General features: G+C 45.7%; 24 protein-coding genes and 1 other annotated feature. Of the genes, 10 read left to right on the top strand and 14 right to left on the bottom strand.

Annotation, left to right across the window (positions count from 1 at the left end; all coding sequences use genetic code 11):
- Window positions 1-30 precede the first annotated feature (30 nt).
- From NLG07_RS11145 to NLG07_RS11155, 3 genes are read right to left on the bottom strand one after another with little or no spacing between them, the layout of a single operon-like run.
- A complete protein-coding gene (locus NLG07_RS11145; RefSeq protein WP_254855516.1) occupies window positions 31-954 on the bottom strand; it encodes a DMT family transporter in 924 nt (307 codons plus the stop codon).
- Between the two features lie 9 nt (window positions 955-963).
- Window positions 964-1,803, bottom strand: coding sequence for a DUF6279 family lipoprotein (locus NLG07_RS11150; protein ID WP_254855517.1), 840 nt, complete (start codon window positions 1,801-1,803; stop codon window positions 964-966).
- Window positions 1,804-1,813: 10 nt separating this feature from the next.
- Entirely contained in the window at window positions 1,814-2,275 is a 462-nt protein-coding gene (locus tag NLG07_RS11155) for a DUF962 domain-containing protein (RefSeq protein ID WP_254855518.1), read from the bottom strand.
- Between the two features lie 95 nt (window positions 2,276-2,370).
- Between NLG07_RS11155 and NLG07_RS11160 the strand changes: the two genes are divergently transcribed.
- Complete coding sequence (locus NLG07_RS11160) at window positions 2,371-4,107, top strand: M61 family metallopeptidase (protein ID WP_254855519.1); 1,737 nt, start codon at window positions 2,371-2,373, stop codon at window positions 4,105-4,107.
- A 63-nt stretch (window positions 4,108-4,170) separates the two neighbouring features.
- On the opposite strand, the gene NLG07_RS11165 is transcribed toward NLG07_RS11160, so the two are convergent.
- The 4 genes from NLG07_RS11165 to NLG07_RS11180 form a co-directional block, all read right to left on the bottom strand.
- On the bottom strand, window positions 4,171-5,037 hold the full coding sequence (locus NLG07_RS11165) for an alpha/beta fold hydrolase (RefSeq protein ID WP_254855520.1): 867 nt from the start codon (window positions 5,035-5,037) through the stop codon (window positions 4,171-4,173).
- Window positions 5,034-5,774 (bottom strand): Slp family lipoprotein, encoded by a 741-nt coding sequence (locus tag NLG07_RS11170; protein WP_254855521.1) that lies wholly within the window; start codon window positions 5,772-5,774, stop codon window positions 5,034-5,036. The genes NLG07_RS11165 and NLG07_RS11170 overlap by 4 nt, the downstream gene beginning before the upstream one ends.
- 211 nt (window positions 5,775-5,985) lie before the next feature.
- On the bottom strand, window positions 5,986-6,669 hold the full coding sequence (gene tsaB, locus NLG07_RS11175; protein ID WP_254855522.1) for a tRNA (adenosine(37)-N6)-threonylcarbamoyltransferase complex dimerization subunit type 1 TsaB: 684 nt from the start codon (window positions 6,667-6,669) through the stop codon (window positions 5,986-5,988).
- 9 nt (window positions 6,670-6,678) lie between these two features.
- Window positions 6,679-8,598 carry an ATP-dependent DNA helicase gene (locus NLG07_RS11180; protein ID WP_254855523.1) on the bottom strand — a complete coding sequence of 640 codons (1,920 nt, stop codon included), beginning with the start codon at window positions 8,596-8,598 and terminating at the stop codon, window positions 6,679-6,681.
- A 101-nt stretch (window positions 8,599-8,699) separates the two neighbouring features.
- Here NLG07_RS11180 and NLG07_RS11185 point away from each other — a divergent pair, with 101 nt between their 5' ends.
- A complete protein-coding gene (locus NLG07_RS11185; protein WP_254855524.1) occupies window positions 8,700-8,996 on the top strand; it encodes a hypothetical protein in 297 nt (98 codons plus the stop codon).
- A 2-nt stretch (window positions 8,997-8,998) separates the two neighbouring features.
- Here the strand turns inward: NLG07_RS11185 and NLG07_RS11190 are convergent, their stop codons facing one another.
- Window positions 8,999-9,934 (bottom strand): sulfite exporter TauE/SafE family protein, encoded by a 936-nt coding sequence (locus NLG07_RS11190; protein WP_254855525.1) that lies wholly within the window; start codon window positions 9,932-9,934, stop codon window positions 8,999-9,001.
- Window positions 9,935-10,016: 82 nt separating this feature from the next.
- Between NLG07_RS11190 and NLG07_RS11195 the strand changes: the two genes are divergently transcribed.
- Window positions 10,017-10,514 carry a DUF2244 domain-containing protein gene (locus tag NLG07_RS11195; protein ID WP_254855526.1) on the top strand — a complete coding sequence of 166 codons (498 nt, stop codon included), beginning with the start codon at window positions 10,017-10,019 and terminating at the stop codon, window positions 10,512-10,514.
- Here the strand turns inward: NLG07_RS11195 and NLG07_RS11200 are convergent.
- Window positions 10,511-11,599 carry a DUF2855 family protein gene (locus NLG07_RS11200; protein ID WP_254855527.1) on the bottom strand — a complete coding sequence of 363 codons (1,089 nt, stop codon included), beginning with the start codon at window positions 11,597-11,599 and terminating at the stop codon, window positions 10,511-10,513. The two genes, NLG07_RS11195 and NLG07_RS11200, sit on opposite strands and share 4 nt — an antisense overlap.
- A 111-nt stretch (window positions 11,600-11,710) precedes the next feature.
- Here NLG07_RS11200 and NLG07_RS11205 point away from each other — a divergent pair, with 111 nt between their 5' ends.
- Complete coding sequence (locus NLG07_RS11205; RefSeq protein ID WP_254855528.1) at window positions 11,711-12,913, top strand: trans-acting enoyl reductase family protein; 1,203 nt, start codon at window positions 11,711-11,713, stop codon at window positions 12,911-12,913.
- Here the strand turns inward: NLG07_RS11205 and NLG07_RS11210 are convergent, their stop codons facing one another.
- Both NLG07_RS11210 and NLG07_RS11215 read right to left on the bottom strand, forming a co-directional pair.
- The gene (locus NLG07_RS11210; protein ID WP_254855529.1) at window positions 12,914-13,435 is read right to left on the bottom strand and encodes a hypothetical protein; all 522 of its coding nucleotides are present in this window, start codon (window positions 13,433-13,435) and stop codon (window positions 12,914-12,916) included.
- Complete coding sequence (locus tag NLG07_RS11215) at window positions 13,435-13,662, bottom strand: hypothetical protein (RefSeq protein ID WP_254855530.1); 228 nt, start codon at window positions 13,660-13,662, stop codon at window positions 13,435-13,437. Before NLG07_RS11215 ends, NLG07_RS11210 begins: the two co-directional genes overlap by 1 nt.
- A gap of 363 nt (window positions 13,663-14,025) precedes the next feature.
- Window positions 14,026-14,142: a sequence feature (His leader region), on the top strand.
- A 34-nt stretch (window positions 14,143-14,176) separates the two neighbouring features.
- On the opposite strand from NLG07_RS11215, the gene hisG reads away from it, so the two are divergent.
- From hisG to hisH, 5 genes are read left to right on the top strand one after another with little or no spacing between them, the layout of a single operon-like run.
- On the top strand, window positions 14,177-15,076 hold the full coding sequence (gene hisG, locus NLG07_RS11220) for an ATP phosphoribosyltransferase (RefSeq protein ID WP_254855531.1): 900 nt from the start codon (window positions 14,177-14,179) through the stop codon (window positions 15,074-15,076).
- 10 nt (window positions 15,077-15,086) lie between these two features.
- Entirely contained in the window at window positions 15,087-16,388 is a 1,302-nt protein-coding gene (gene hisD / locus NLG07_RS11225) for a histidinol dehydrogenase (protein WP_254856869.1), read from the top strand.
- Entirely contained in the window at window positions 16,385-17,479 is a 1,095-nt protein-coding gene (gene hisC / locus NLG07_RS11230; RefSeq protein ID WP_254855532.1) for a histidinol-phosphate transaminase, read from the top strand. The genes hisD and hisC overlap by 4 nt, the downstream gene beginning before the upstream one ends.
- Entirely contained in the window at window positions 17,476-18,549 is a 1,074-nt protein-coding gene (gene hisB / locus NLG07_RS11235; protein ID WP_254855533.1) for a bifunctional histidinol-phosphatase/imidazoleglycerol-phosphate dehydratase HisB, read from the top strand. The genes hisC and hisB overlap by 4 nt, the downstream gene beginning before the upstream one ends.
- A complete protein-coding gene (gene hisH, locus NLG07_RS11240) occupies window positions 18,549-19,160 on the top strand; it encodes an imidazole glycerol phosphate synthase subunit HisH (protein ID WP_254855534.1) in 612 nt (203 codons plus the stop codon). The genes hisB and hisH overlap by 1 nt, the downstream gene beginning before the upstream one ends.
- Window positions 19,161-19,426: 266 nt before the next feature.
- On the opposite strand, the gene NLG07_RS11245 is transcribed toward hisH, so the two are convergent.
- Entirely contained in the window at window positions 19,427-19,765 is a 339-nt protein-coding gene (locus NLG07_RS11245; protein ID WP_254855535.1) for an MGMT family protein, read from the bottom strand.
- 23 nt (window positions 19,766-19,788) lie between these two features.
- Entirely contained in the window at window positions 19,789-20,511 is a 723-nt protein-coding gene (locus tag NLG07_RS11250; protein ID WP_254855536.1) for a class I SAM-dependent methyltransferase, read from the bottom strand.
- A 171-nt stretch (window positions 20,512-20,682) separates the two neighbouring features.
- Between NLG07_RS11250 and hisA the strand changes: the two genes are divergently transcribed.
- The gene (hisA, locus tag NLG07_RS11255; RefSeq protein ID WP_254855537.1) at window positions 20,683-21,414 is read left to right on the top strand and encodes a 1-(5-phosphoribosyl)-5-[(5-phosphoribosylamino)methylideneamino]imidazole-4-carboxamide isomerase; all 732 of its coding nucleotides are present in this window, start codon (window positions 20,683-20,685) and stop codon (window positions 21,412-21,414) included.
- Between the two features lie 13 nt (window positions 21,415-21,427).
- Here the strand turns inward: hisA and NLG07_RS11260 are convergent, their stop codons facing one another.
- On the bottom strand, window positions 21,428-21,823 hold the full coding sequence (locus tag NLG07_RS11260; protein ID WP_254855538.1) for a Na+/H+ antiporter subunit G: 396 nt from the start codon (window positions 21,821-21,823) through the stop codon (window positions 21,428-21,430).
- Between the last annotated feature and the right edge of the window lie 6 nt (window positions 21,824-21,829).

A 21,829-nucleotide genomic window follows, 5' to 3' on the forward strand; every position in this document is an offset into this window, starting at 1 on the left:
AAAATCGTTAAGAATGGACACTAGTATACGCTATTTCTGAACGGAGCGCTTAGATAATGACGTATAGATCGAACCCGCAATGACCATCACCGCACCGACGTAAGCGACTTCATCTAACGGGGTAAGGACAAAGACATCCGGCATCCATACTTCGGCAAAGCCCATACTGACATACGTGAATATCGGGGCCGTAGCAATCACGGCACTGACTTTTCCGGCACTCCAGACGTGCATGGCTTCAGTAAACGCACCGTAAGCGATGATGGTGTTGACGCAACAGAACGCCAATGCCCAAAATTGCAAAGAGTTAAGTTGCCATATCGCGCCAAAGTCTGTCAGAGGGATTAATATAATAAATCCCCCCGCATACATGAATAACGTTAATTGCTGAGCCGAGAAGGTGTTGAGCAATGGCTTTTGCGCTAGTGCATAAATTGCCCATGCGGTCGCAGCAAACATGATGATCAACATGCCAATCGGCGATTCTGTGGTTGAGACCGATAAACTTTGCCAACGCTGATGAAAAAACAGCGCCATACCAAGCACTAGGCAGAGTGCACCAAGTTGTTGTTTGCGCGTAAATGACTCTTTTAAGATGACCACCCCGCCAAGCATCAACAAAAATGGTGCAAGTTGCATGATGACCTGCACAGTCTCTGGGTTAAGGTACTCCAGACCGATGACATTGGTGACGTAATTCAACACCAACATGACACAAGCAAATATAACCCAAGCAAGAGTATTGCCTTGAAATTGTGCTTTGCGTGGGAGTTTGCGACGAAGCAGAAGCACACCAAACACAAACAACGCCGCCACCAAAAAGCGCAACGAAGTAATGGTGCTGGCATCCATTGCTTGCAAACAAATTTTTAAAAACAGCGGCAACACACCCCATAACACGGCAGTGGTGACCGCTAAGCCTAAACCGTATAGCGGCCGCGTCGCGATTGTCATCTAACTTTATTAACCCTGTTGCAAATCTTCAAGTAGTTCCATGTATTCGTCAATTTCATCGACTAATTGATTGATTTGCCTTGCTTCAAGGGTCGGCACCATAGCGGAAAACAGGTCTAGATACAACTGCCGATTGTGCTCTCTTGCCGCGTTGTATTCGTCACTGCGCAGCACTTCTGGTTGCATTAACAGTTGATACAATTGCTCTTGCGCATCAGGCACAAAATCTTTGCTGATCAGGATTCGTCGAGCTTCTTGTTGCGTTAACGCTTGATAGTCTTGCCACAGCTGATAGGTAGGTTTGAGCTCAGGTGCCATGGCTCTGATCAAATTAGCTTGAACATCGGTGACATAGCCCATTGTCTCAGCAAATGATTCAATCATACGCTCTGCTCTATCTGGTTGTTCACGCTGACGCTTAGCAAAATCGGCTTGCTCTTCCTCGCGCTCGTTTGTCAGATTAACAAACAAAGTCGACATTTGTTCGATGTCCAAACTCATCGCAATAGCGCTGATGTCAGGCGCAAGATATTCTCTTACTCTGACCCAGTGTTGAAAGGCTCGGTCTTGATGCGCAGTCATTTGGGCTTGAGTCAAGGAGCGTTCACTTATTTGTGTTCTGAGTTCACGCAACTGTGCAAGGTAACGCGGGAGCTCATTCGCTCGATGCCATTGTAATGCTTTATCTAGCAATGCCTTGACTTGTGGTGCTTGCTCATCGTTCAGCTCAATATATTGACTAATATACCAACGCAACAAAACGTCTGCGTTGTTGTAGGCGATTTTGCCCGAACACCCTGAAATCGTTATCAATAGTAATAATGAGATACTCAGCTTGCGCCAATTCATTAGCTCATTCCTATGGCTTAATATTTAAACGTTTAAAAAAGTGATTCCACCACCACGCCGGCCCTACAAGTAAAAACCGAAGGTCTTCAAAAAACGACGGTTTTTTGCCTTCGATTTTGTGTCCGACAAATTGCAACACCCACATGACAACAAATAATACTAGCGAAAACTGCCACACCGAAATCTCGAGATACTCCAATAGCCGAATCCCACCAAATACCGCAATTGTGACCAGTGTCATGGCTGCGCCAATGGGACCGGATAGCTTAAAATAGTACATCAACATTGGAATGGCGAGGATATGAGCAAACGTCACTTGATACTGTGCAATCATCTCTGGAACGGGGATGGCGTAAATCAAACCAATCGTAACAAAAAAGATACTGGGTACAGCAATGCCGTGGATCAGGATATTAGTCTGGTTCTGATGAGATTCACCATACTGATTTAATAATTTTTCTATCTGTCGCATGAGTTGTCCTGCTTGTTATTATTCTGTAATACGCACTTGAGCTTGTGACGGATTTGTCACTATACTTATGACCTTTTGATTGGATAAGGGTTCCCATGCAATTTACGGTCGATTTTAGTGTTATCGCGCAGCAACGTATTCGAGTTTCTTTGGTTATACCAGCATCCAATCAGAAACAATTTCTCCGTCTGCCAAACTGGATCCCTGGCAGCTATATGTTGCGCCATTTCGCCCAGCATGTCCATTCACTCAAAGCAACAAATGCAGAGATATCGCCACTGAGTCAGCATGAGTGGGAATTAGAGGCGCACGAAGGCACGACGATTGAGTACGAAGTTTTTGCCAATGATTTGTCGGTGCGCAGTAGTTTTGCCAACGACGCATTTTGCTTTTTTAATGGCACCTCTGTGTTTGTGCAAGTCTGTGACTCACTTGAAGAAGGGATTCAGGATAATCGACAATATCACGTGAACTTAACGAATGTTCCTGAAGGATGGCACATTGATACCAGCATGCCGCAAGATAATGACGGGTATGTTTGTTATTCCTATGCCGATTTGATTGAACATCCAATGTTAATTGGGCAATTAGATATCACCGAGTTTACTGTACGAAACACATTGTTTACTCTGGCGTTTAGCGAGGCTCCTTTGTGCGATAAAGACAAGTTAGTGACTGATCTTACCGCCATCATCGAGCACCATTTTGCGCTGTATGAAGGGCCTATTCCGTTTACCCATTACCATTTTCAAACCATGCTCAGTCAGTCTGGCTATGGCGGACTAGAACACACAGAATCAACCGCCCTGCTCTACCCTCGCAATGATCTGTGCCCGTCCAATCGCGAAGGATATGAAACCTTTTTGAGCTTGTGCGCGCATGAGCTTTTGCATGCCTGGCATGTTAAACGGATCCAGCCTAAAGTCTTAAAAAATCCAAGTTTGGGCAGTATCGTGAACACCGAGCAACTCTGGATTTATGAGGGCTTTACGAGTCTTTACGATGATTTATCCATTGCGCGAGCAAAAACCATAACGGGTGAAAGCTACGCCAAGATTTTAGCAAAAAACATCACCCGTCTTTTGCGTAATCCAGGCGTCGACAAACAATCGATTGCCCAAAGCAGTTGGTTTGCATGGACTAAGTTTTATTTGCAAACTCCCACCTCAACGAATTTCATCACCTCCTACTACAACAAAGGCGGCTTGGTGGCGTTGTGTCTAGATATTTTGTTGCGCAAAGAATCCAAAGATACAGTGAGTTTAGATAACGTCATGCAGATTTTATGGCGTGATTATGGGCAAACTAACCTGGGTACTCCTGATACGGTTATTGCTGATATCTGTCGAGATAAGCTCAATATCAACGTCGATAACTTTATCCAACAATACGTCTATGGTACGGCACCACTGCCGCTTTTACAGTTACTCCCCTTTATTGGCTTGGCTCTCAAAATTCGTCCAAGTTCTGGGCCAAATGACAAAGGTGGTAACTCTGCCACAACGATGCTCAAATACGATTGGGGTGGACTGTGCGAGCAACACGCGATGGGAATCAAGGTTCTCAGTACGCTAGAAGGAGGCGCTCTAGCTAAAGCGTGTGTTCTGCCTAATGATGTCATCGTTGCCATCAATAACCAACAGTGCACCTTTACACAGCTCACTGGTCAACTCAATCGACTCAGTGGTCAGCAGTGTGAATTAGCGCTATTTCGCGATGGCCGATTACTTCAATTGAAGATGTCACTGTTGCCCGCAGTACCTGATACTGCGGTGGTAGATATTATTGATAAAGCGCGGTTTGAAGCTTGGCTAGGTATTGATGAAAGTTAAGGTTATGAGTGGCAGTTGCTCGTGCGAAACGATCACTGATCAGCCATTAAATAGTCCCAATGACTATGATTCAATAAGCTTTTCCAAAATCTTAACCAGTGCTTCAGGCTGTTGCATATGCACATAGTGATTGCCTGGCAATGACACCGAGTCAAAATGCGATAACCAAGACTTTCGCGAGGTGGCTTGAGTCGCAACGCGTTCAAAACCGTCTTGTCCCATAATTAACGTGACGGGACAGCTGATACTTTGCATGATTTTGCGCGCTTGCTCATGCGTAAAACGCAAGGTCGATTGAGTGCGCAACCTAGGGTCGGTTTTCCAAGTGATCCCCGTGTGCGACAAATTGACATTTCGCTCCATAATAATGGCAGCATGGGATTCATTTAACCCACCTGCGTGTTGCTTGGCTTTTATTAACGCTTCCCAATCACTGGGTTGCTTTATCGTTTTTTGATACACGCTCATTCTGGAACTAAAAGCGTTTTGCATTTGTTCGACCGTGGTTTTTTCTGTGCCTGATAATGGCCCCATGGCCTCTATGCAAATTAACTGTTGAATATTTTGAGATAAAACTGACGCTAAAGACGATGAAACGATGCCCCCCATGGAATGCCCCAAGAGGATAACAGATTGCCATTGCTGAGATTGAATCAAAGCATACAAATCGAACACATAATCGGTATGATGATAATGCGCATCAGCTGAGCGATGAGTACTGTCGCCGTGACCTGCAAAATCAATTGCTAACCAGTTATAGTTTGATGTCCATGCACATTGTTCGAGTTCCAAAAACAAAGGCAGCCAAGTATTGGCATTATCTAACCAGCCATGTGTACACAACACGACTGGCTTGTTGTCTTGCCATGGAGCTAGACTGAACCCAGCGAGTGTCAGTCCAGTGGGTAGTTCATACTGTTGCGCAATCACCTACCGCGCTCTCGCGGATTATTGTTACTGGTGGGTTGGCGCTGTGGCTTTGGTGGTGGCACTGTTGGCTCGATGACCTGACCGCGATTATCAGTTGGTGCGGTGGGCTGATTGCGAGGCACATCATGGCTCGATTGAGTGTTATTAGAGCGAATGCGCACAGTAGAATGGTTGACCTTGACCATTGGCGTCAGATGCCGAATTCTACGATATGGCACACCGATGTAATGAAAACCATAGCCATGCCCAAAACGATAGAAGTGATCATGATGAATGGTTGTGATATCCACATCTTGCACATCTTCCCACAAATGATAACCACTCACTTGTAGGCTAGGATAAGTGTATGCCTGCTCTCCAACCATGCCTTGCATTGGCTCAGCAAGAGAACCGAGTACACTGACGACGCGGTCTTTTTTGAAGACCATTGGGTCGATAAAGCCATCCACTACCGCCTTAAAACGTCCGATACTCGCTTGGCGTAAGTTGGGTCGACCATTGGCTTTGAGTGGGTAATGCACGATTTCCATGATCGATTGTTCAGGCGTATTCTCTACATTTGCAATTACACCTCCCCACCTTGCTACAGTGCCTGTTGGGGCATTATCCATAACGGCGTTTTCATAACTCACCATATTGGTCGCAGGCGATTGCAAAGACTCTGGTATTGAAACACACGCCGTTACCCCTAATGCGAGTAACAACACCGATAATGGTTTGAGTGTTTTATTGAGCATAATAGATGACTCCTACTTTCACTCTTATAGTGTATGAAAGTACGGATTAATCGCAACTGAATTCTGTCGGCTGGGGGAATTTGGGTGCTAACTTGCGTCAATATTTCGTACAAGTGTGCACAAAATAGTGCTAAAGCAAAATTAATACACTTTAAATGTAGTTAAGACCTAGGCACTCAAAAAAGCAAGTTTTATTCTAATAAGGATACTGTTATCTTCCAGGAAGCTTTTTCCAAGTCACGGTATCGCGCACATATTGAGGCGCTATGTCTTCCACAGCTTGACCTTGTCCATCAGCAAAGGCTTTCACCGCAAGAGCAAGCATATTACGAGCGTCAGGTAGAGCATATGTCACTTGAATACCATCGCCTAACTCAGGATAAGCCTGCCAGCCTGTACCTACTGCAACAAAATCGTCTTGTGGCAGTTGTGCCCGAGCATCTAACGGCGCCAATACACTCTCGGCACCGTTTAACACAACCAACCCGTCCACCACGTGATACTGTGCAAAATACACCTCGCCCATGCGGGCATCTATCGCACTGATAACGGTTTTGGGAAGGTCTGTGCCGTTGGGTTGTTCCACGGCATTTTGCGCTAAGGTGGCTAACGTGGATATCCCCACAACCGGAATATCTAACCCTAAAGCCAAACCTTGACAATGAGCGGTCGCGATCCGTACACCAGTAAAACTGCCAGGGCCTTGCCCAAAAGCGATGCCATCGATTGCAGACTTGTCTAATTCGGCGTCTTTAAGAACCTCATCAATCATGCCTAAGAGTTTTTGGGCGTGTTGTTGTGGACACTCTTCCCAACGCGAAAAAACGCCTTGCTTTGTTTGTAGCGCAACGGAACATGCTTCTGTCGCAGTATCGATAGCCAGTATATTCTTCATTATGTGTATTTAATCTAATTCTTGTAAAAACCGACACGCTGTCGCCAAATCTCGCGTGCGACGCATATCGGGCAAACTTGATAAGAAGATCTTACCATAGTTTTTTGTGACCAAGCGAGTATCACAAATCACCAATACCCCTGAATCATTGACATCTCGAATCAATCGCCCTGCCCCTTGTTTGAGTGTGATGACCGCTTGCGGGACTTGAATGTCCATAAAGGCATTGCCTCCGCGTTTTTTGCAGTTTTCAATTTTGGCTTGCAACAAAGGATCATCAGGCGCCGCAAAAGGCAGTTTGTCGATCAAGACACAAATCAAATCATCGCCGCGCACATCCACGCCTTCCCAAAACGCGCCAGTGGCTAATAACACCGCGCCGGGCTCTGACACATAAGTATCGAGCAAAGCTTGTTTTGAAGTGCTGCCTTGTACCAGTAAAGGATTTGCGATGCGTTCCGCTAACGCATCCGCGACGCGATTGAGCATATAATGCGACGTAAACAACAAAAAACATCGTCCACCCGCGGCTTCGATCAACTCTTGTGCCACCTCTACCACACGGTCTAACATGCGCGGATCCGAGGGTTCAGGTAAATCTCTCGGCACACACAACATGGACTGAGTTTGATAGGCGAACGGCGAATCCAGCACTAATGTCTTGGCTGTGCCTAAGCCCAACATATCCTGATAATGCGAAAAATGTCCGTTGACCATCAAGGTCGCTGACGTAAAAATCCAACTGCGCAATGGCGCCTGCGTCAATTCAGCAAATTTGTCTGCTATATTGAGTGGGGTTTGATGCATAACGACCTGCTTAGGAGTCGTTTCATACCAGAGACTGACATCCGGCGCACTCAAATCTGACACCGCCGCAAAATCCGTTTTGCCTTGCACCAAACGCTCATAAATATTATCCAGTGCTTTGTCGCGACCGATGTGGTGTTTGAGCATGGCAACGGTTTCGTGCAATGCCTCTTGCAAGCGCGAGTGTTGCTCGGCAATAGCTTGATTGCGCAATGCTTCTTCCCATTTGCCTTTGCTGTTCTGCTCACCGAACAAAATTCGCAATTCACTTGCATGCAGAGCCATCTTTGCCGCCATGCGCTCTACTTGCTCGATGTCTTTTAGGCTACTGCGATAGACTTGTGTGATATCACGCGCCGCATCATGTAATAAGCGCGTGGAGAAATTCACCCCAAAATATTCACTCGCAATATCCGGAATTTGGTGCGCCTCATCAAAGATGATGGTTTGAGCCTCTGGAATAAGTTCACCAAAACCCGTATCTTTGAGCGCTAAATCGGCAAAAAATAAATGATGGTTAACCACGACAATATCAGCATCCATCGCTTCGGTGCGCGCTTTTACTACATAGCATCCTTCGTAATCAGGACAATCTCGACCTAAGCAGTTCTCTGCGTTAGAGGTAATTAATGGAATGATCGCCGCATCTTCAGCCAGAGCTTGCAACTCGCCAATATCGCCTGAACTGGTCGCTTCAGCCCAATCGCGAACGGGTTTCAGTTCGGATAACGTATTTTTGTCACTGAATAACGCCGATGAACCGGTGTTTTTTTTCATTCGGTACGTACACAAGTAGTTGGAACGACCTTTGAGCAAGGCAACTTGTAAAGGCGATGCAAGCGCTTCTTTGACCACAGGTAAATCTCGATGGAACAGCTGCTCTTGAAGATTCTTAGTACCAGTAGAAATAATTGTTTTTTGCCCTGACAAAAACGCCGGTGCTAAATACGCGAATGTCTTTCCGGTGCCCGTGCCCGCTTCGATAATGCTTTTTTGTTTAAGTTTAATGGCTTCTTCTACGGCACATGCCATGTCAATTTGCGCCTGTCGAGGCTGATAGCCGGGAATGGCTTGACTGAGCAAACCATCTTCGGTGAACACCTTTTTAGATTGAAAGCGCATGGACAATAGTGATTCCGTGATGTGACCTAAAACGAGATTGAAATTATGCCTGTAGATCCACTAGTATGCTACTGTACGAAAGATAAAAAGGACGTCAAAACATGCGCAAACTCATCTCAATAGTGGTTTTTACTGCAGTCACTCTTTTAAGTGGATGTTCCTCACAAGCGATCTACAATGATTTGCAGCGCAATTTTCAAGCACAGTGTTATGAAAAGTACATCGGCAGTGCACTACAAGAATGCATAGAGCGATATAACACCAGCTATCATACGTTTAAACAACGCAGTGAAGAAGTATTGGGTAAGGATAGTGATCCGAGCTTGACTGAGTTTGAAAAACGCAGAGCTGAAGAAGCAAAAGATGAGGCGGCAGGTCAAAAACAAGGTACAATTTGAAGTTAAATTAACTGCCCCCAAGGCAAACTTGCTAATCCCATAAACATGACCCAACAAGCAAAAAACAGTTTGACTTGAATTGGATTAAACAGCAGCACTAGATGCTTGGCAATGGTGCCACCAATGATAGCGCCAAGCCCAGCAAAGGCTGCGATTGGATACACAATGGTCGCAAATCCCTCTGGCGTCACTGCATTATTTAATACAAAATAACCAATGCCTGCCCACACCGAGAATGCGGTTAAAATTACCGCACAAGCAATCGAAAGCGTCACTGATGCATTACGCAAAATCAAATACACCGCAACGAGTTCACCTACACCAACCGATAACCAAGCAGTAACCATTCCACCAGCGTACGCCACTATGGGTAGTGCGATGTTGTCAAACAGATTAGGTGTAAAAATCTGATCGCTTTGTTTCATTTTTGGGATAGTGACAAATAAGGCCAACGCCAGCAAAATGGAAAAGCTGCCAAAAACCCAATGTAATACGTCATCTGATTGGGTGATCAAGACCATTAAACCTGAATACTGAACGGTCCAAATCCCCAAAAAGGAAAAGGGAATAGTCAGCAAGAGTAGCTGTGGTAATACTCGCCAAATCGAGCGCAAAAAACTATCTCGCTTCGATAAAACATATTGATCCCGCCAACTGATCGCGCCAGCGACCATGCCACAACATTGGATCGCAAAACTGGTCGCCACGATATTCATCGCCGTTAACTCAAATTGATTGAACAGCGGCACAAACACAACACCACCACCCGCGCCTGTAGCATTCGCAAAAATCGCCCCAATGACGCCTACCAAACTGAACCCAGCATAATTTTGCACAACAGACACAGGATCGGATTGCATAAAGAGCAAACCAAATAAAGAAAATAGCAGTAACAAGAAAAGGTAAAATCGTTTTTTGCGCAGCGGCGAAGTTTTCATTATTATTTTTGCAACGAGCAGCGAAATTTGACGTCCACTGTACACAAACCATTTAAATAAAGATAGTTACAGCAGAAAAAGCATGGTTGAAATCCAAAAACTCCCAGATACGACAATCATCAAACTGACCCCCAATCGCTCAGCAACTTGGCGTGAAACCAAGATTGCTATTGGTATTATGGTGGTTTTGGTCATGACTATTGCTTTTGGCTGGGCGGCGGTAGGCGCTTGGGTGATTTTGCCTTTTGCTGGATTAGAGGTAGGGTTATTTGCGTATTTTATGTACCGGATTTGTAGGCAGGGGTTTAATCAACAAATCGTCACCATTACCAAAGAGTTTGTATTGATTGAATCAGGTATTATGCGCCGTGAAGTCGCGCGTACTTATGACCGCAATCAGCTGAGTTTTGAAGTGGCGGAAACCGAACGCGATTGGCACTTACCGGACATCGTTATGTGTTTGGGCATGTATCGCTTGAGCATTGGCGAGTTCCTCAACAAAGACGATCGCATAAAACTCAAAGATGCCCTCAAAAACAATGGTCTTCCGCTATCACGCACACATTGGTGGAAAGATTAAAACTGACACCAGAGTATTTTTTGGGGGTTCACTTCCCCAGCTAAGAAACGCTGATACTCAATCGTAAAATCATCTCGTTCGTTCACAACTTGAAGTTCCAAAATCGAGTTAAGCTGTGTCGCCACCCCCTGCCAAGCGTCATAGTATTTGGCCAAAAACAATTCTCGCCCCCAAATATGTGTCATTTGCTTAACGTGTTCTGGGGCAAAAAACACACTCCCTTTGAGTTTGCCATGAGGTTTATTGGTTTGCGCTTTAACATCTGTGACACCAATAAACGCGGTATGCTGGTGATGGGAGTCCAAAATTTCTTGTAGGTTTTGTAACAGCGTTTTATTCCCTGCAAAATCCAAGATCCAAACTGGGTGTGTGTAGCGCAGATTATGAATGGCGTCGTACTCAACAATTTCGTCATAACACCCGAGTGCTTGCACAAAATCAACGTTCGCCGGGCTCGTTAAACCAACGACTTCTACATTCGGTAGTTTTTGCAATAAATAGGCACAACCATAGGCAGTTTTACATGATGCGCTGGTTAGCAAAATCGTCGTCTTTTGATGTTTCGTTTGCGCGGCAACAAATTCCGATAAGACAAAGGAGGTCAAAAACAGCGGACGAAAATTGGCTTGCCAGGCTTCTCTGTTGCCATCGTACACAGCATCTGCATCGCAGAACAAATAACTATCATAGACAGGTGCGTTACTTTTGCGCATCGGATGAATATCAATATACCCGTGTCGAGTGACTTTATCTGGCGTCATGACCCAATGCGTACTGGAAGGAAAATACCCAAATACGCGTTTTCCTACCTCAACATCTGCATGTGTGGATGCGATGACATCAGCAAAACCCCACATCGGCATGATGCCTCTGTTTTCATCGTCTACATTAGGAAAGAATCCCCAGTAGCCAAAATTATCCCCTGTTACTGCGTACGTAACGTTATTGCTCGACAAGCCAACTTTGTCAACACGCAATAGGATTTGCTCTGATTCGAGTGTCGGAATGTCGTGCTCTATCCAACGTGCATCGGACAAATTCTCTTTGGCGATGGTAAACGTGGCAGCGTGTTCTGACGTATGCATAATTATTACTTCTATTTATTGGTCAAAGTATTAATACTTGTGCTCTAATCTTAGGTAAGTATCCAATAAATCACAACAATAAGCATACACGGAACTGAGGTTTTTCATACTATGTCCAATTCATTCGATATCGTTTTATATGGTGCGACAAGCTTTGTCGGACAAATCACTGCCAAATATTTAGCTCAACATACCTCAGAAACTTTTTCTTGGGCGATTGCGGGGCGTAATCAGACTAAGCTTGAATCGTTAAAATCCGAACTCGGCCTCGTGGATTTACCCATTTTAGTAGCGGATAGCCATGATGAGGAAGCACTTCGAGGTATTGCCGAACAAACCAACGTCATTATTACAACTGTGGGTCCGTATGCTTTGTATGGCGAAACGCTTGTCAAAATCTGCGCCGAAACGGGCACCGATTACTGTGATTTGACGGGAGAGCCACAGTGGATCAAGCAAATGCTTGCTCAATATGAAGCCCAAGCCAAAGAAAGCGGCGCTCGGATCATTCACTGTGCCGGTTTTGATTCTATTCCATCAGATTTAGGGGTATGGGCGCTGCAAGAACACGCCATTGCGACAACCGGTCAGCCTATCTCGCACATCAAAATGCGCGTTAACAAGATACGCGGTGCAGCATCCGGCGGTACCGTCGCCAGTATGCTGAACGTCATGGCCGATGTGGGAAAAGACAAATCTTTGCGCAAAGTATTGGTGAATCCCTATGTACTGTGTCCAGATCAACATGGTTTTCATGTTCGTCAAACCAACCACCAAAAAGCACAATTTGAAGACGATACCCAAATGTGGGTAATGCCTTTTGTCATGGCCGCAATAAACGAGCGCATAGTGCATCGCACTAATGCCTTATTAGACAGCCGTTATGGTACTGATTTTCGTTATGACGAGGCGATGCGCGCCAAATCAGCCGGACAAGCATGGGGGATGACGCTAGGGCTAGGGGCTTTTATGCTCGGGGCGGCGACTGGATTGGGGCGTAAGGTTATGGCTAAGACCTTTTTGCCCAAGCCTGGTGAAGGACCAAGCGAGCAAGCGCAGCTCAAAGGGATGTTTGATATGCGTTTTTATGGCACGGCTTCGGATGGTACAAAACTGGAGTACAAAGTCGAGGGGGACCGCGACCCAGGCTATGGCTCAACTGCCAAAATGCTTGCCCAAGTGGGTTTATGCCTCGCCAAAGATGTGAAAGAGCTTGAAGGCGGTTGTTGGACGCCGGCATCAGGCTTAGGTCAAAAACTCATTGATCGCCTATCTCAACACGCAGGTGTAAGGGTCGAGCAAGTGGTGCGCTAATTACTTTTTGGATTTTTTAGCCAAAATCACCTCAGCTTGGGTGCGCAATTTGGTTTTATTGCGAATATTCGCAAAGGGATCAGATGCATCACGATTGGCGTTGTGACTCTGATTTTCCGCTTCGACTTGCGCTTTTGCTGAGGCGACTGCCTCTTTATCCGTTTTGGCTTGAGAAAACGTTGCCTTGGTTGTGCTGGTGACTTTTTCTTTTGCTTTGAGGATCTTATCCAAAACCGCGTTGCCCTTGCCTTTTTGCGCGGCTTCTTCAGCTTCTAAGCGTTTATTGGCGTAGTGGTTAATGATAAAAAAGCCAACCAACAAGGCAACATACGCACAGTATTTGTAAATAAAACTCATGCCCGTTGCCACAACCGGCTCTTGCATCTGCGCCCACTTCAAATAATCGGAATGCGCCATATTGATAATGACGATGGTAAAAATCAGCAACAACGTCGTCACAATGAGCACTTTGTAATTGCGCCAAAGCAAAAACGTTAAGGCGTATTTGATTAAACGACTCATCACCCAAAGAATCCTATGCCTAACGCTGCCAGTACGGCGAGAAAGCCTTTCTCTTTGAATGAGTTGTAGATTTTTTGTTCTTCTTCGGCAACGATGATTTCGAGCTCTTCTTCAGAAAAATCCTCCAAAGCACGTTCACACAAAATGATCCGTACCTTGGCTCGCTCAATCGCTTTATCGCGGATGGCTTGTGTGATCTTGTCTTTTTGATCGATGAAAAACTGCACTGAATATCCTCATGTTAACGCTTACAGTCTACACGAAAATATCAAAATGCTCCTGTCCTTCATCGTCAATATATGTATTTTTTTGTTGCTAGTTGTGTTTTTGTTGCATGACATCATGGGTTGGATGGTGGTTTTCTTCGGTGAGATCCTTTTCATCTTCTGCGGTTTTGCGAATTTATAAATGGCGTTCGACCTTTTGTCCTTTGCGCTCGAACGGCGTGAACTGGGGTATCTTTAATTTAAGACCATCCGCGCATAACTTATTACAAGATTCGACAAGCTTAGCATTGAATCAATCCTCACAATTGGGTATCATTCTCACCATCAAAGATACGAGATTTTTATGATTTTTAACAACGCAAACAACCACCATCATCATTTAGCATAACCTTTCTGGTTTGTGCTGGAAGGGTTATTGTCCTTCCAGTGGCGTTGAAATCGATTCAAGACCCCCGGAAGGCACTTCTGGGGGTTTTTTGTTAGCGTTTGCACTAACATTTTTTAAGGAATACACATGAGTGACAGCAACCGATTACGCATCGCCATCCAAAAATCTGGGCGATTATCAGACGACTCCATCGCATTGTTAAAAGCGATCGGTGTCAAACTACAGATCCGAGACCGGTTACTAATCGCTCACTCGACCAATATGCCGATTGATTTGTTGCGCGTTCGTGATGATGATATCCCAGGATTGGTCATGGACGGTGTCGTCGATTTAGGTTTTATTGGTGAGAACGAACTGGAAGAAAAAATGCTTGAACGTCAAGCTGCTGGAAAACCCAGCGAGTTCAAAACGCTCCGTCGTCTTGACTACGGCGGTTGTCGCTTGTCTATCGCCGTCCCCAATGAATTAGCTTACGAAGGTGTACAGTCTTTAGAAGGCAAAAAAGTTGCGACAACCTATCCTTATCTACTCGAGCGCTTCTTCGCCGAAAAAGGCGTAAACGCCCAAGCGGTTATGCTGACAGGTTCCGTTGAAGTAGCGCCACGTGCCGGTGTGGCCGATGCCATTTGTGACTTGGTGTCAACTGGGGCTACTTTGGAAGCCAACGGTTTGCATGAAGAAGACGTCATTTTCAAATCTAAGGCGGTCTTAATTCAGCGCACTGGTGAGTTAGAAAATACTAAGCAAGATATGATCAATCGTTTCTTACCTCGTATCGACGGTGTGATTCAGGCCAAAGAATCAAAATACATCATGCTCCACGCGCCGAAAGCGTATTTAGAGCAAGTGAAGTCGTTATTACCAGGGGCAGAAAACCCTACGGTGTTACCGCTTGCGCAATCAGATGATACCGTCGCCATTCACGTCGTATCTTCTGAAGATTTGTTCTGGACGACGATGGAAAAACTCAAAGCGTTAGGCTGCAGTTCCATCTTGGTTATGCCAATTGAAAAAATGATGGGTTAACTCGTATATGCTGATCCAATGGTCACAACTATCAGATGAAGCTCGTGTTGACGCACTAGCTCGACCTGCACAAAGTGTCAACCCGCAGTTGACTGAGCAAGTACAAGCAATCATTGAAACGATTCGTACCGATGGTGATACGGGCTTGTTAAATTACACTGCAAGATTTGATGAAGTAGAGCTTGACTCCTTGGCGCTCACTGATGAGCGCAAAGCTGCCGCGTTGGCCTCAATCGACCCAGCGGTAAAAGCGTCAATTGATGTTGCCTATCGCAATATCAAAGCGTTCCACCAAGCGCAAATGCCACAAGATGTTGAGCTAGAAACTCAGCCTGGCGTAGTGTGCGAACTCAAACACGTCGCCTTAGATGCAGTCGGCTTATATGTTCCTGGTGGTTCAGCCCCATTGCCGTCGACGGTATTAATGCTCGGTACGACTGCGCAAGTTGCTGGGTGTCCACGCAAAGTATTAGTCAGTCCGCCAAGTCCGGAACAGTCTTTATCCCCTGAAATCATTTATGCCGCACAGCTATGTGAAATTGATGAGATTTATTTGGTGGGCGGAGCACATGCCATTGCTGCGCTAGCGCTGGGCACTGAGAGCATTGCCAAGGTGGATAAAATCTTTGGCCCGGGTAATAGTTATGTCACCGAAGCCAAGCAACAAGTCACTATGCTTGCCGGCGGTCCAGCCATTGATATGCCAGCGGGTCCATCCGAAGTTTTAGTACTGGCTGATGCTCAAGCGGATGCCGATTTTGTGGCTTCAGATCTGTTGTCACAGGCCGAGCACGGCAAAGATTCACAAGCGATTTTGGTGACGGAATCACTCGATTTTGCCAACGCCGTAAAAGCAGCAGTTGCCGAACAACTCGCTCAACTCAGTCGTTGTGACATCGCAACCCATGCCATGCAATACGCGCGCTATATCGTCTGCGCGGATATTGATGAAGCTATTGCGGTATCGAATCAATATGCACCAGAGCATTTGATTGTGCAAATACAAGATACCGATGCTGCTTTAGCCAAATTGAAATATGCTGGGTCGATTTTTGTTGGGCCATATTCTCCTGAATCTGCTGGCGATTATGCCTCTGGTACGAACCATGTGTTGCCAACCTACGGTTACTCACGCAACTACTCTAGCCTTGGTTTGATGGATTTTATGCGTCGCTATACCGTGCAAACCTTATCCGCTAAAGGGATACAAGATCTGGGCCCCGATATAATGCGCATTGCTGATGCCGAAGGGCTGGATGCGCATCGCAATGCGGTGGCGATTCGTTTGGCTAAACTTGGAGACAAAGCATGAGTATTCTCTCTCTTGTCGCCAAACATGTCGTAAATTTAGTCCCTTATGCATCGGCTCGTCGTCTATTCAAAGCGTCGGAACAAGGTGCTGCAAAACCAGTTTGGCTCAACGCCAACGAAGCGCCAACGGGCAAACAATATAGCTTAGATACGACTTTGTATAATCGCTATCCAGATTGTCAGCCCGATGCCGTGATTGCTGGGTACGCAAACTACACCGGATTAAACAAAGAGCAAGTATTGGTATCGCGTGGCGCCGATGAAGGCATTGAACTATTGATCCGAGGGTTTTGTGATGCTGGTAAAGACAGCATTATGATCTGCCCACCGACATATGGCATGTACGCCATCAGCGCCCGTACTTGTGATATCGGTGTGGTGGAAGTGCCGCTTATCCATGATTTTCAATTGGATGTAAAAAACATCATCGCGCAGCTAGACCACGTCAAAATTGTCTTTATTTGCGCCCCAAATAACCCAACCGGTACCCTCCCCGCTCGTGCTGACATCGAAGCTATCATTGACGCTGCACAAGGTAAGGCATTGGTGGTCATTGATGAAGCGTACGTGGAATTTGCACAAGAAACGGCGTTGGGATGGCTTGTGTATGAGCATGTTGTGGTGTTACGCACATTATCCAAAGCGTTTGGTCTAGCCGGCTTGCGCTGTGGCTTTACGCTCGCACACCCATCAGTCATTGAGACCTTGCTCAAAGTGATTGCACCGTATCCATTGTCTGCGCCGGTAGCCGATATTGCGGCACAAGCGCTCAGTCATGACGGATTAGGTACCATGCGAGCGCAGGTCAATCAGATTTTGGCTAATCAAAAATCGATATTGACGCAATTATCCACGCTTGGCGATATTGAATTAGTGGGCGCTCAGCACGGAAACTTTATTCTATTTCGCACAGCATACAAAGACGCCCTTATGGCGCACTTGGTCAAGCACAAAGTCTTTATTCGCGACCAATCCAAACAACCTCAGCTTGAAAATTGTCTACGGATCAGTACCGGTACTCAGGAAGAAAACACCCAATTATTGAGCTTAATTGAACAATTTTACACTACACAGGGATCCACCCGCGCATGAGTCAGGCAATTTTATTCATCGACCGCGACGGCACACTTGTTGAAGAGCCGCCCATTGACAAACAACTCGACCGTTTAGATAAGCTGGTGTTTGAACCCAACGTCATTCCTGTGTTGTTGCGATTGCAAGCCGCGGGATATCGTTTGGTTATGGTCTCTAACCAAGATGGTTTGGGAACGGATTCGTTTCCACAAGCGGATTTTGATGCCCCACATGACATGATGATGAGCATATTGAGCTCGCAAGGGATCAAGTTTGATGATGTATTGATTTGCCCGCACTTCCCGGAAGATAACTGTGCGTGTCGCAAACCCCATTTAGGCTTAGTCAAAGAGTATTTGGCGTCTGGCAAGGTCGATTTTGCGCGTTCCAAAGTCATTGGCGATCGCATAACCGATGTACAGCTCGCCGAAAATATGGGCATTGAAGGCATTCAATATCACCCTGAAACGTGTAATTGGGATCACATCGAAACGCAGTTGTTGCACAATGAGCGCGTTGCAACCGTTGCGCGCAATACCAATGAAACGCAGATCTTGGTAGAAACCAACCTTGACCAACAACGCCCAAGTGAGATCAGTACCGGCATTGGCTTTTTTGACCATATGCTGGATCAAATCGCGACCCACGGCGGGATCTTTTTGAAAGTCCAAGTCACTGGCGACCTACACATTGATGACCATCACACCGTCGAAGATACTGCATTAGCGTTAGGCGAATGTTTGAAAAAAGCGTTAGGCAACAAGCGTGGCATTGGCCGGTATGGCTTTGCTTTGCCGATGGACGAATGCCGTGCTGAGTGTTTGATGGATATCTCCAATCGTCCGTTACTCAAATTTGAGGCAGATTTTACCGAGAGCCATGTGGGTGAGTTGTCGACACAAATGGTCGAGCACTTTTTCTACTCATTGGCTCAATCGATGGGCTTGTCTTTGCATTTATCCATCACCAAAGGCAATGCACATCATCAAGTGGAAGGCTTGTTCAAAGCGTTTTCTCGCGCTTTACGCATTGCCATCAGCAAGCAAGGCAACAGTGATGCCCTGCCAAGCTCAAAAGGAGCTCTGTAATGGCCGCGCAAAAAATCGTTATCATTGATACTGGGTGTGCCAATATCAGCTCGGTAAAGTTCGCGGTGGAACGCCTTGGCGTCACAGTGAATGTGTCTGATGATGCATCCGTTATCCAAGGCGCAAACAAGGTCTTTTTACCCGGCGTAGGCTCAGCACAAAACGCGATGCAGTCGATTGCGAATAAAGGCTTAATTCCAGTGGTTCAGTCATTACAGCAACCGGTTTTAGGCATTTGTTTGGGCATGCAGTTAATGACCACTGATAGCGCTGAAAGCGGCCTGCATTCGACCGTGCATGTGGCAGGATTAAACGTTATTCCAGGTAAAGTACGACGGATGCAAGTAGGCGAGTTACGCCTTCCACACATGGGCTGGAATGCGATCACCACACAAGATGAAACCTTGTTCAAAGGGATTGGTAACGGAACATATTTTTATTTTGTGCATTCTTATGCGGTTGCACAATACGAAAACACACTGGCTTCTTGTGAATATGGGATGGCGTTCAGCGCAGCGATCCATAAAGATAATTTTTATGGTGTGCAGTTTCACCCCGAGCGCAGTGGTGACGCTGGGGCTACTTTATTGGAAAACTTTATTGGTTTGTAAGCTTACCCGTTTTGCTTAATCGTGTTCACCACACCACTGACCGAAGCTGACACTTGCGATATCACATTGCGGGTACGAACGAAGAGTTCATCGGCTTCGCCAGTACTACCTTTGGCACTTTCGATGCTGCCGGCTACAGTTTGACTGAGCTTTAAGATTTTCTATGATTTTGGCAATAAACGGATGCTCTTGAAATTCGGCGTTAGTTAAAGTGACTGAATCATTTGGTGTTGTATTCTTTTACTGATCAACGACGCTTTTTTGAACTAAAACGATTCAGGGCGCCATTGATAGTGTTTCATTGCTATGCGCATATGAGTTATGACAACTCCTTCCTGTACTAAACGAGCTTGTTGCAATTGCCCATGCTCAGTATCAGCACCAAAGGCAATGCGTCCATCGGCACGAATAATTCGCCACCACGGGACTTCTTGACGATTAAACGATGCACCAAGGGCTTTGCCTACCATTCTTGCACGGCCAGGTAGACCGACCATATCCGCAATCTGGCTATATGACGCAACACAACCTTTGGGTACACGACACACCATGCCATGAATGGCTTGATATTTTTGCAATGGTGTAGCATTTTCAATGTGGTACATGTGGTTTACTCCATAGATATTTGTTATCCATGCATCGCCAGTAAAATATTGGCATGCTCATCGTCTTCTAACAAACATTTGCAATGTGTAAAACCAGCTTGCGCCGCCATCGATTCAAGCAAGCTTCTCGTGGCAGGAAAATCACTGCTGCGCACATGCTGATTGAGCAGTTCTGTTTGAGCATGATCTAATGCGTGCCAATGTGACCAAGTGGGAGTCAAATATCGATCAAGATAATCGTCTCTCGACTCGCCTTCGCGTCGGCATACATCAATGTAAAGCAAGACGCCATTGGGGCTTAGTAGTTGACGCAGGTTGTTGAACATTAAGGCCTTGTCATCATCTTGTAAGTGATGCAAAGCAAAGCCTGTGAAGATCACATTAAACTGCCTACCCGCTGAAATGAAATCCGCCACACCTTGCACAAAATCGCACTGCAATAGTTCCAACTCACATTCTAATGTTGCTAAGTTTTGTGCGGCAAAAACTAATGCATCAGCGGACAAATCGATGGCTGTGTAAGCCTTAATGTGAATACTCTGAACATGTTGAGAAATGACCTGAGCGTCACCCGAACCAATATCCAAAAAGGTTAATGACGATTCAGAAGCAGCCCCGACATACTCAGTTAAATAGTTTTGTAAGACACCGTAAATAGATTGATGCCCCATGTAATCCTCTCGTAAGATAGTTTGATACAACTGCCAATGGGCATCAAAAATATGATTGTAAGGACGTTCCGACATGTTGAATTCTGTTATGTTAGATAAAGTTATTTTCCAGCAGTGTCACATGTTTAATGAAAAAACGCCAGAATGGACGTAACGAAACATAGCGATATCCGGCTAAAGTATTTTGTCGTGAGTGCCTCATATGTAATATAATCTGACCATTCGCAATACACATACATAACTTCTATGATCATACCTGCTATTGACCTAATTGACGGTCACGTCGTACGCCTATATCAAGGCGACTACAACCAAAAAACCCAATACCAACTCGATCCTATTGATGTTGTTCATCAATATGCAGATGCAGGAGCACAATGGCTGCACATCGTCGACCTTACAGGGGCAAAAGACGTAGAAAAGCGTCAGCTTACTCTTATCAAATCCATGGTGGACACAGGTCGCATGTCTTTTCAATCCGGTGGCGGTATTCGTTCTGAGGCAGATGTCTCTGGCTTATTAGATATTGGCGTCAAACGCGTAGTCATTGGTTCACTCGCGGTTAAACAACCCGAATTGGTCAAATCTTGGATCACAACTTATGGTCCTGAAGCCATTGTGTTAGCGCTGGATGTGAACATTAATGCCCAAGGGCAAAAGTGCATCGCCACGCATGGTTGGCAAGAAGATTCTGGTGTTGAGATTGAAGGGCTGCTCGAAGATATGCTCTCAGTCGGCGCAAAACATGTATTATGTACTGATATCAGTCGTGATGGCACCTTGCAAGGTGCGAATGCAGAGCTCTATGCTGAAATGAAAGCACAATTCCCAACAGTAGTCTGGCAAGCCTCCGGTGGCATTGGTTCATTAGACGACATCGGACGGTTAAAGCCAACTTCAGTCGACGGTGTCATTTTGGGCAGAGCCTTACTCGAAGGTAAGTTCACCCTTGAGCAAGCTATCCAAATCTGGAAGTAAGTTACTTATCGGTTCAGGGAAGACGGCTGTCTTCCTCTATATCCACGGAAGCATTGGGCGGAAGTTGCTTACGTGCAAGCTTTACTAACTCAGCGTTACGTGTTTTTGGCATCATCTTGACTTGATGGTGCATCGCCACCTTCGCCAAAATATGCGCAACAACCGGCGCAGTGATCACCAAAAATAATGTGATCAGTAATTCATTAACACTGATATATCCTTCAGTGGCGTAGGTATAAATCATTGACGCAAGTAACACACTGCCAAGACCTACGGTTGTTGCTTTTGTTGGCGCATGTAACCTCGCATAGAAGTCTTTTAGTCGAGCTAAACCGAGAGAACCAATAAAGATAAAAACCCCGCCAATAATCAGCAAAAGCCCAATGAGGATTTCAAATTCGTCATTCATAGTCAG

The organism is Alteromonas sp. LMIT006, from assembly GCF_024300645.1.
GTDB lineage: Bacteria > Pseudomonadota > Gammaproteobacteria > Enterobacterales > Alteromonadaceae > Opacimonas > Opacimonas immobilis.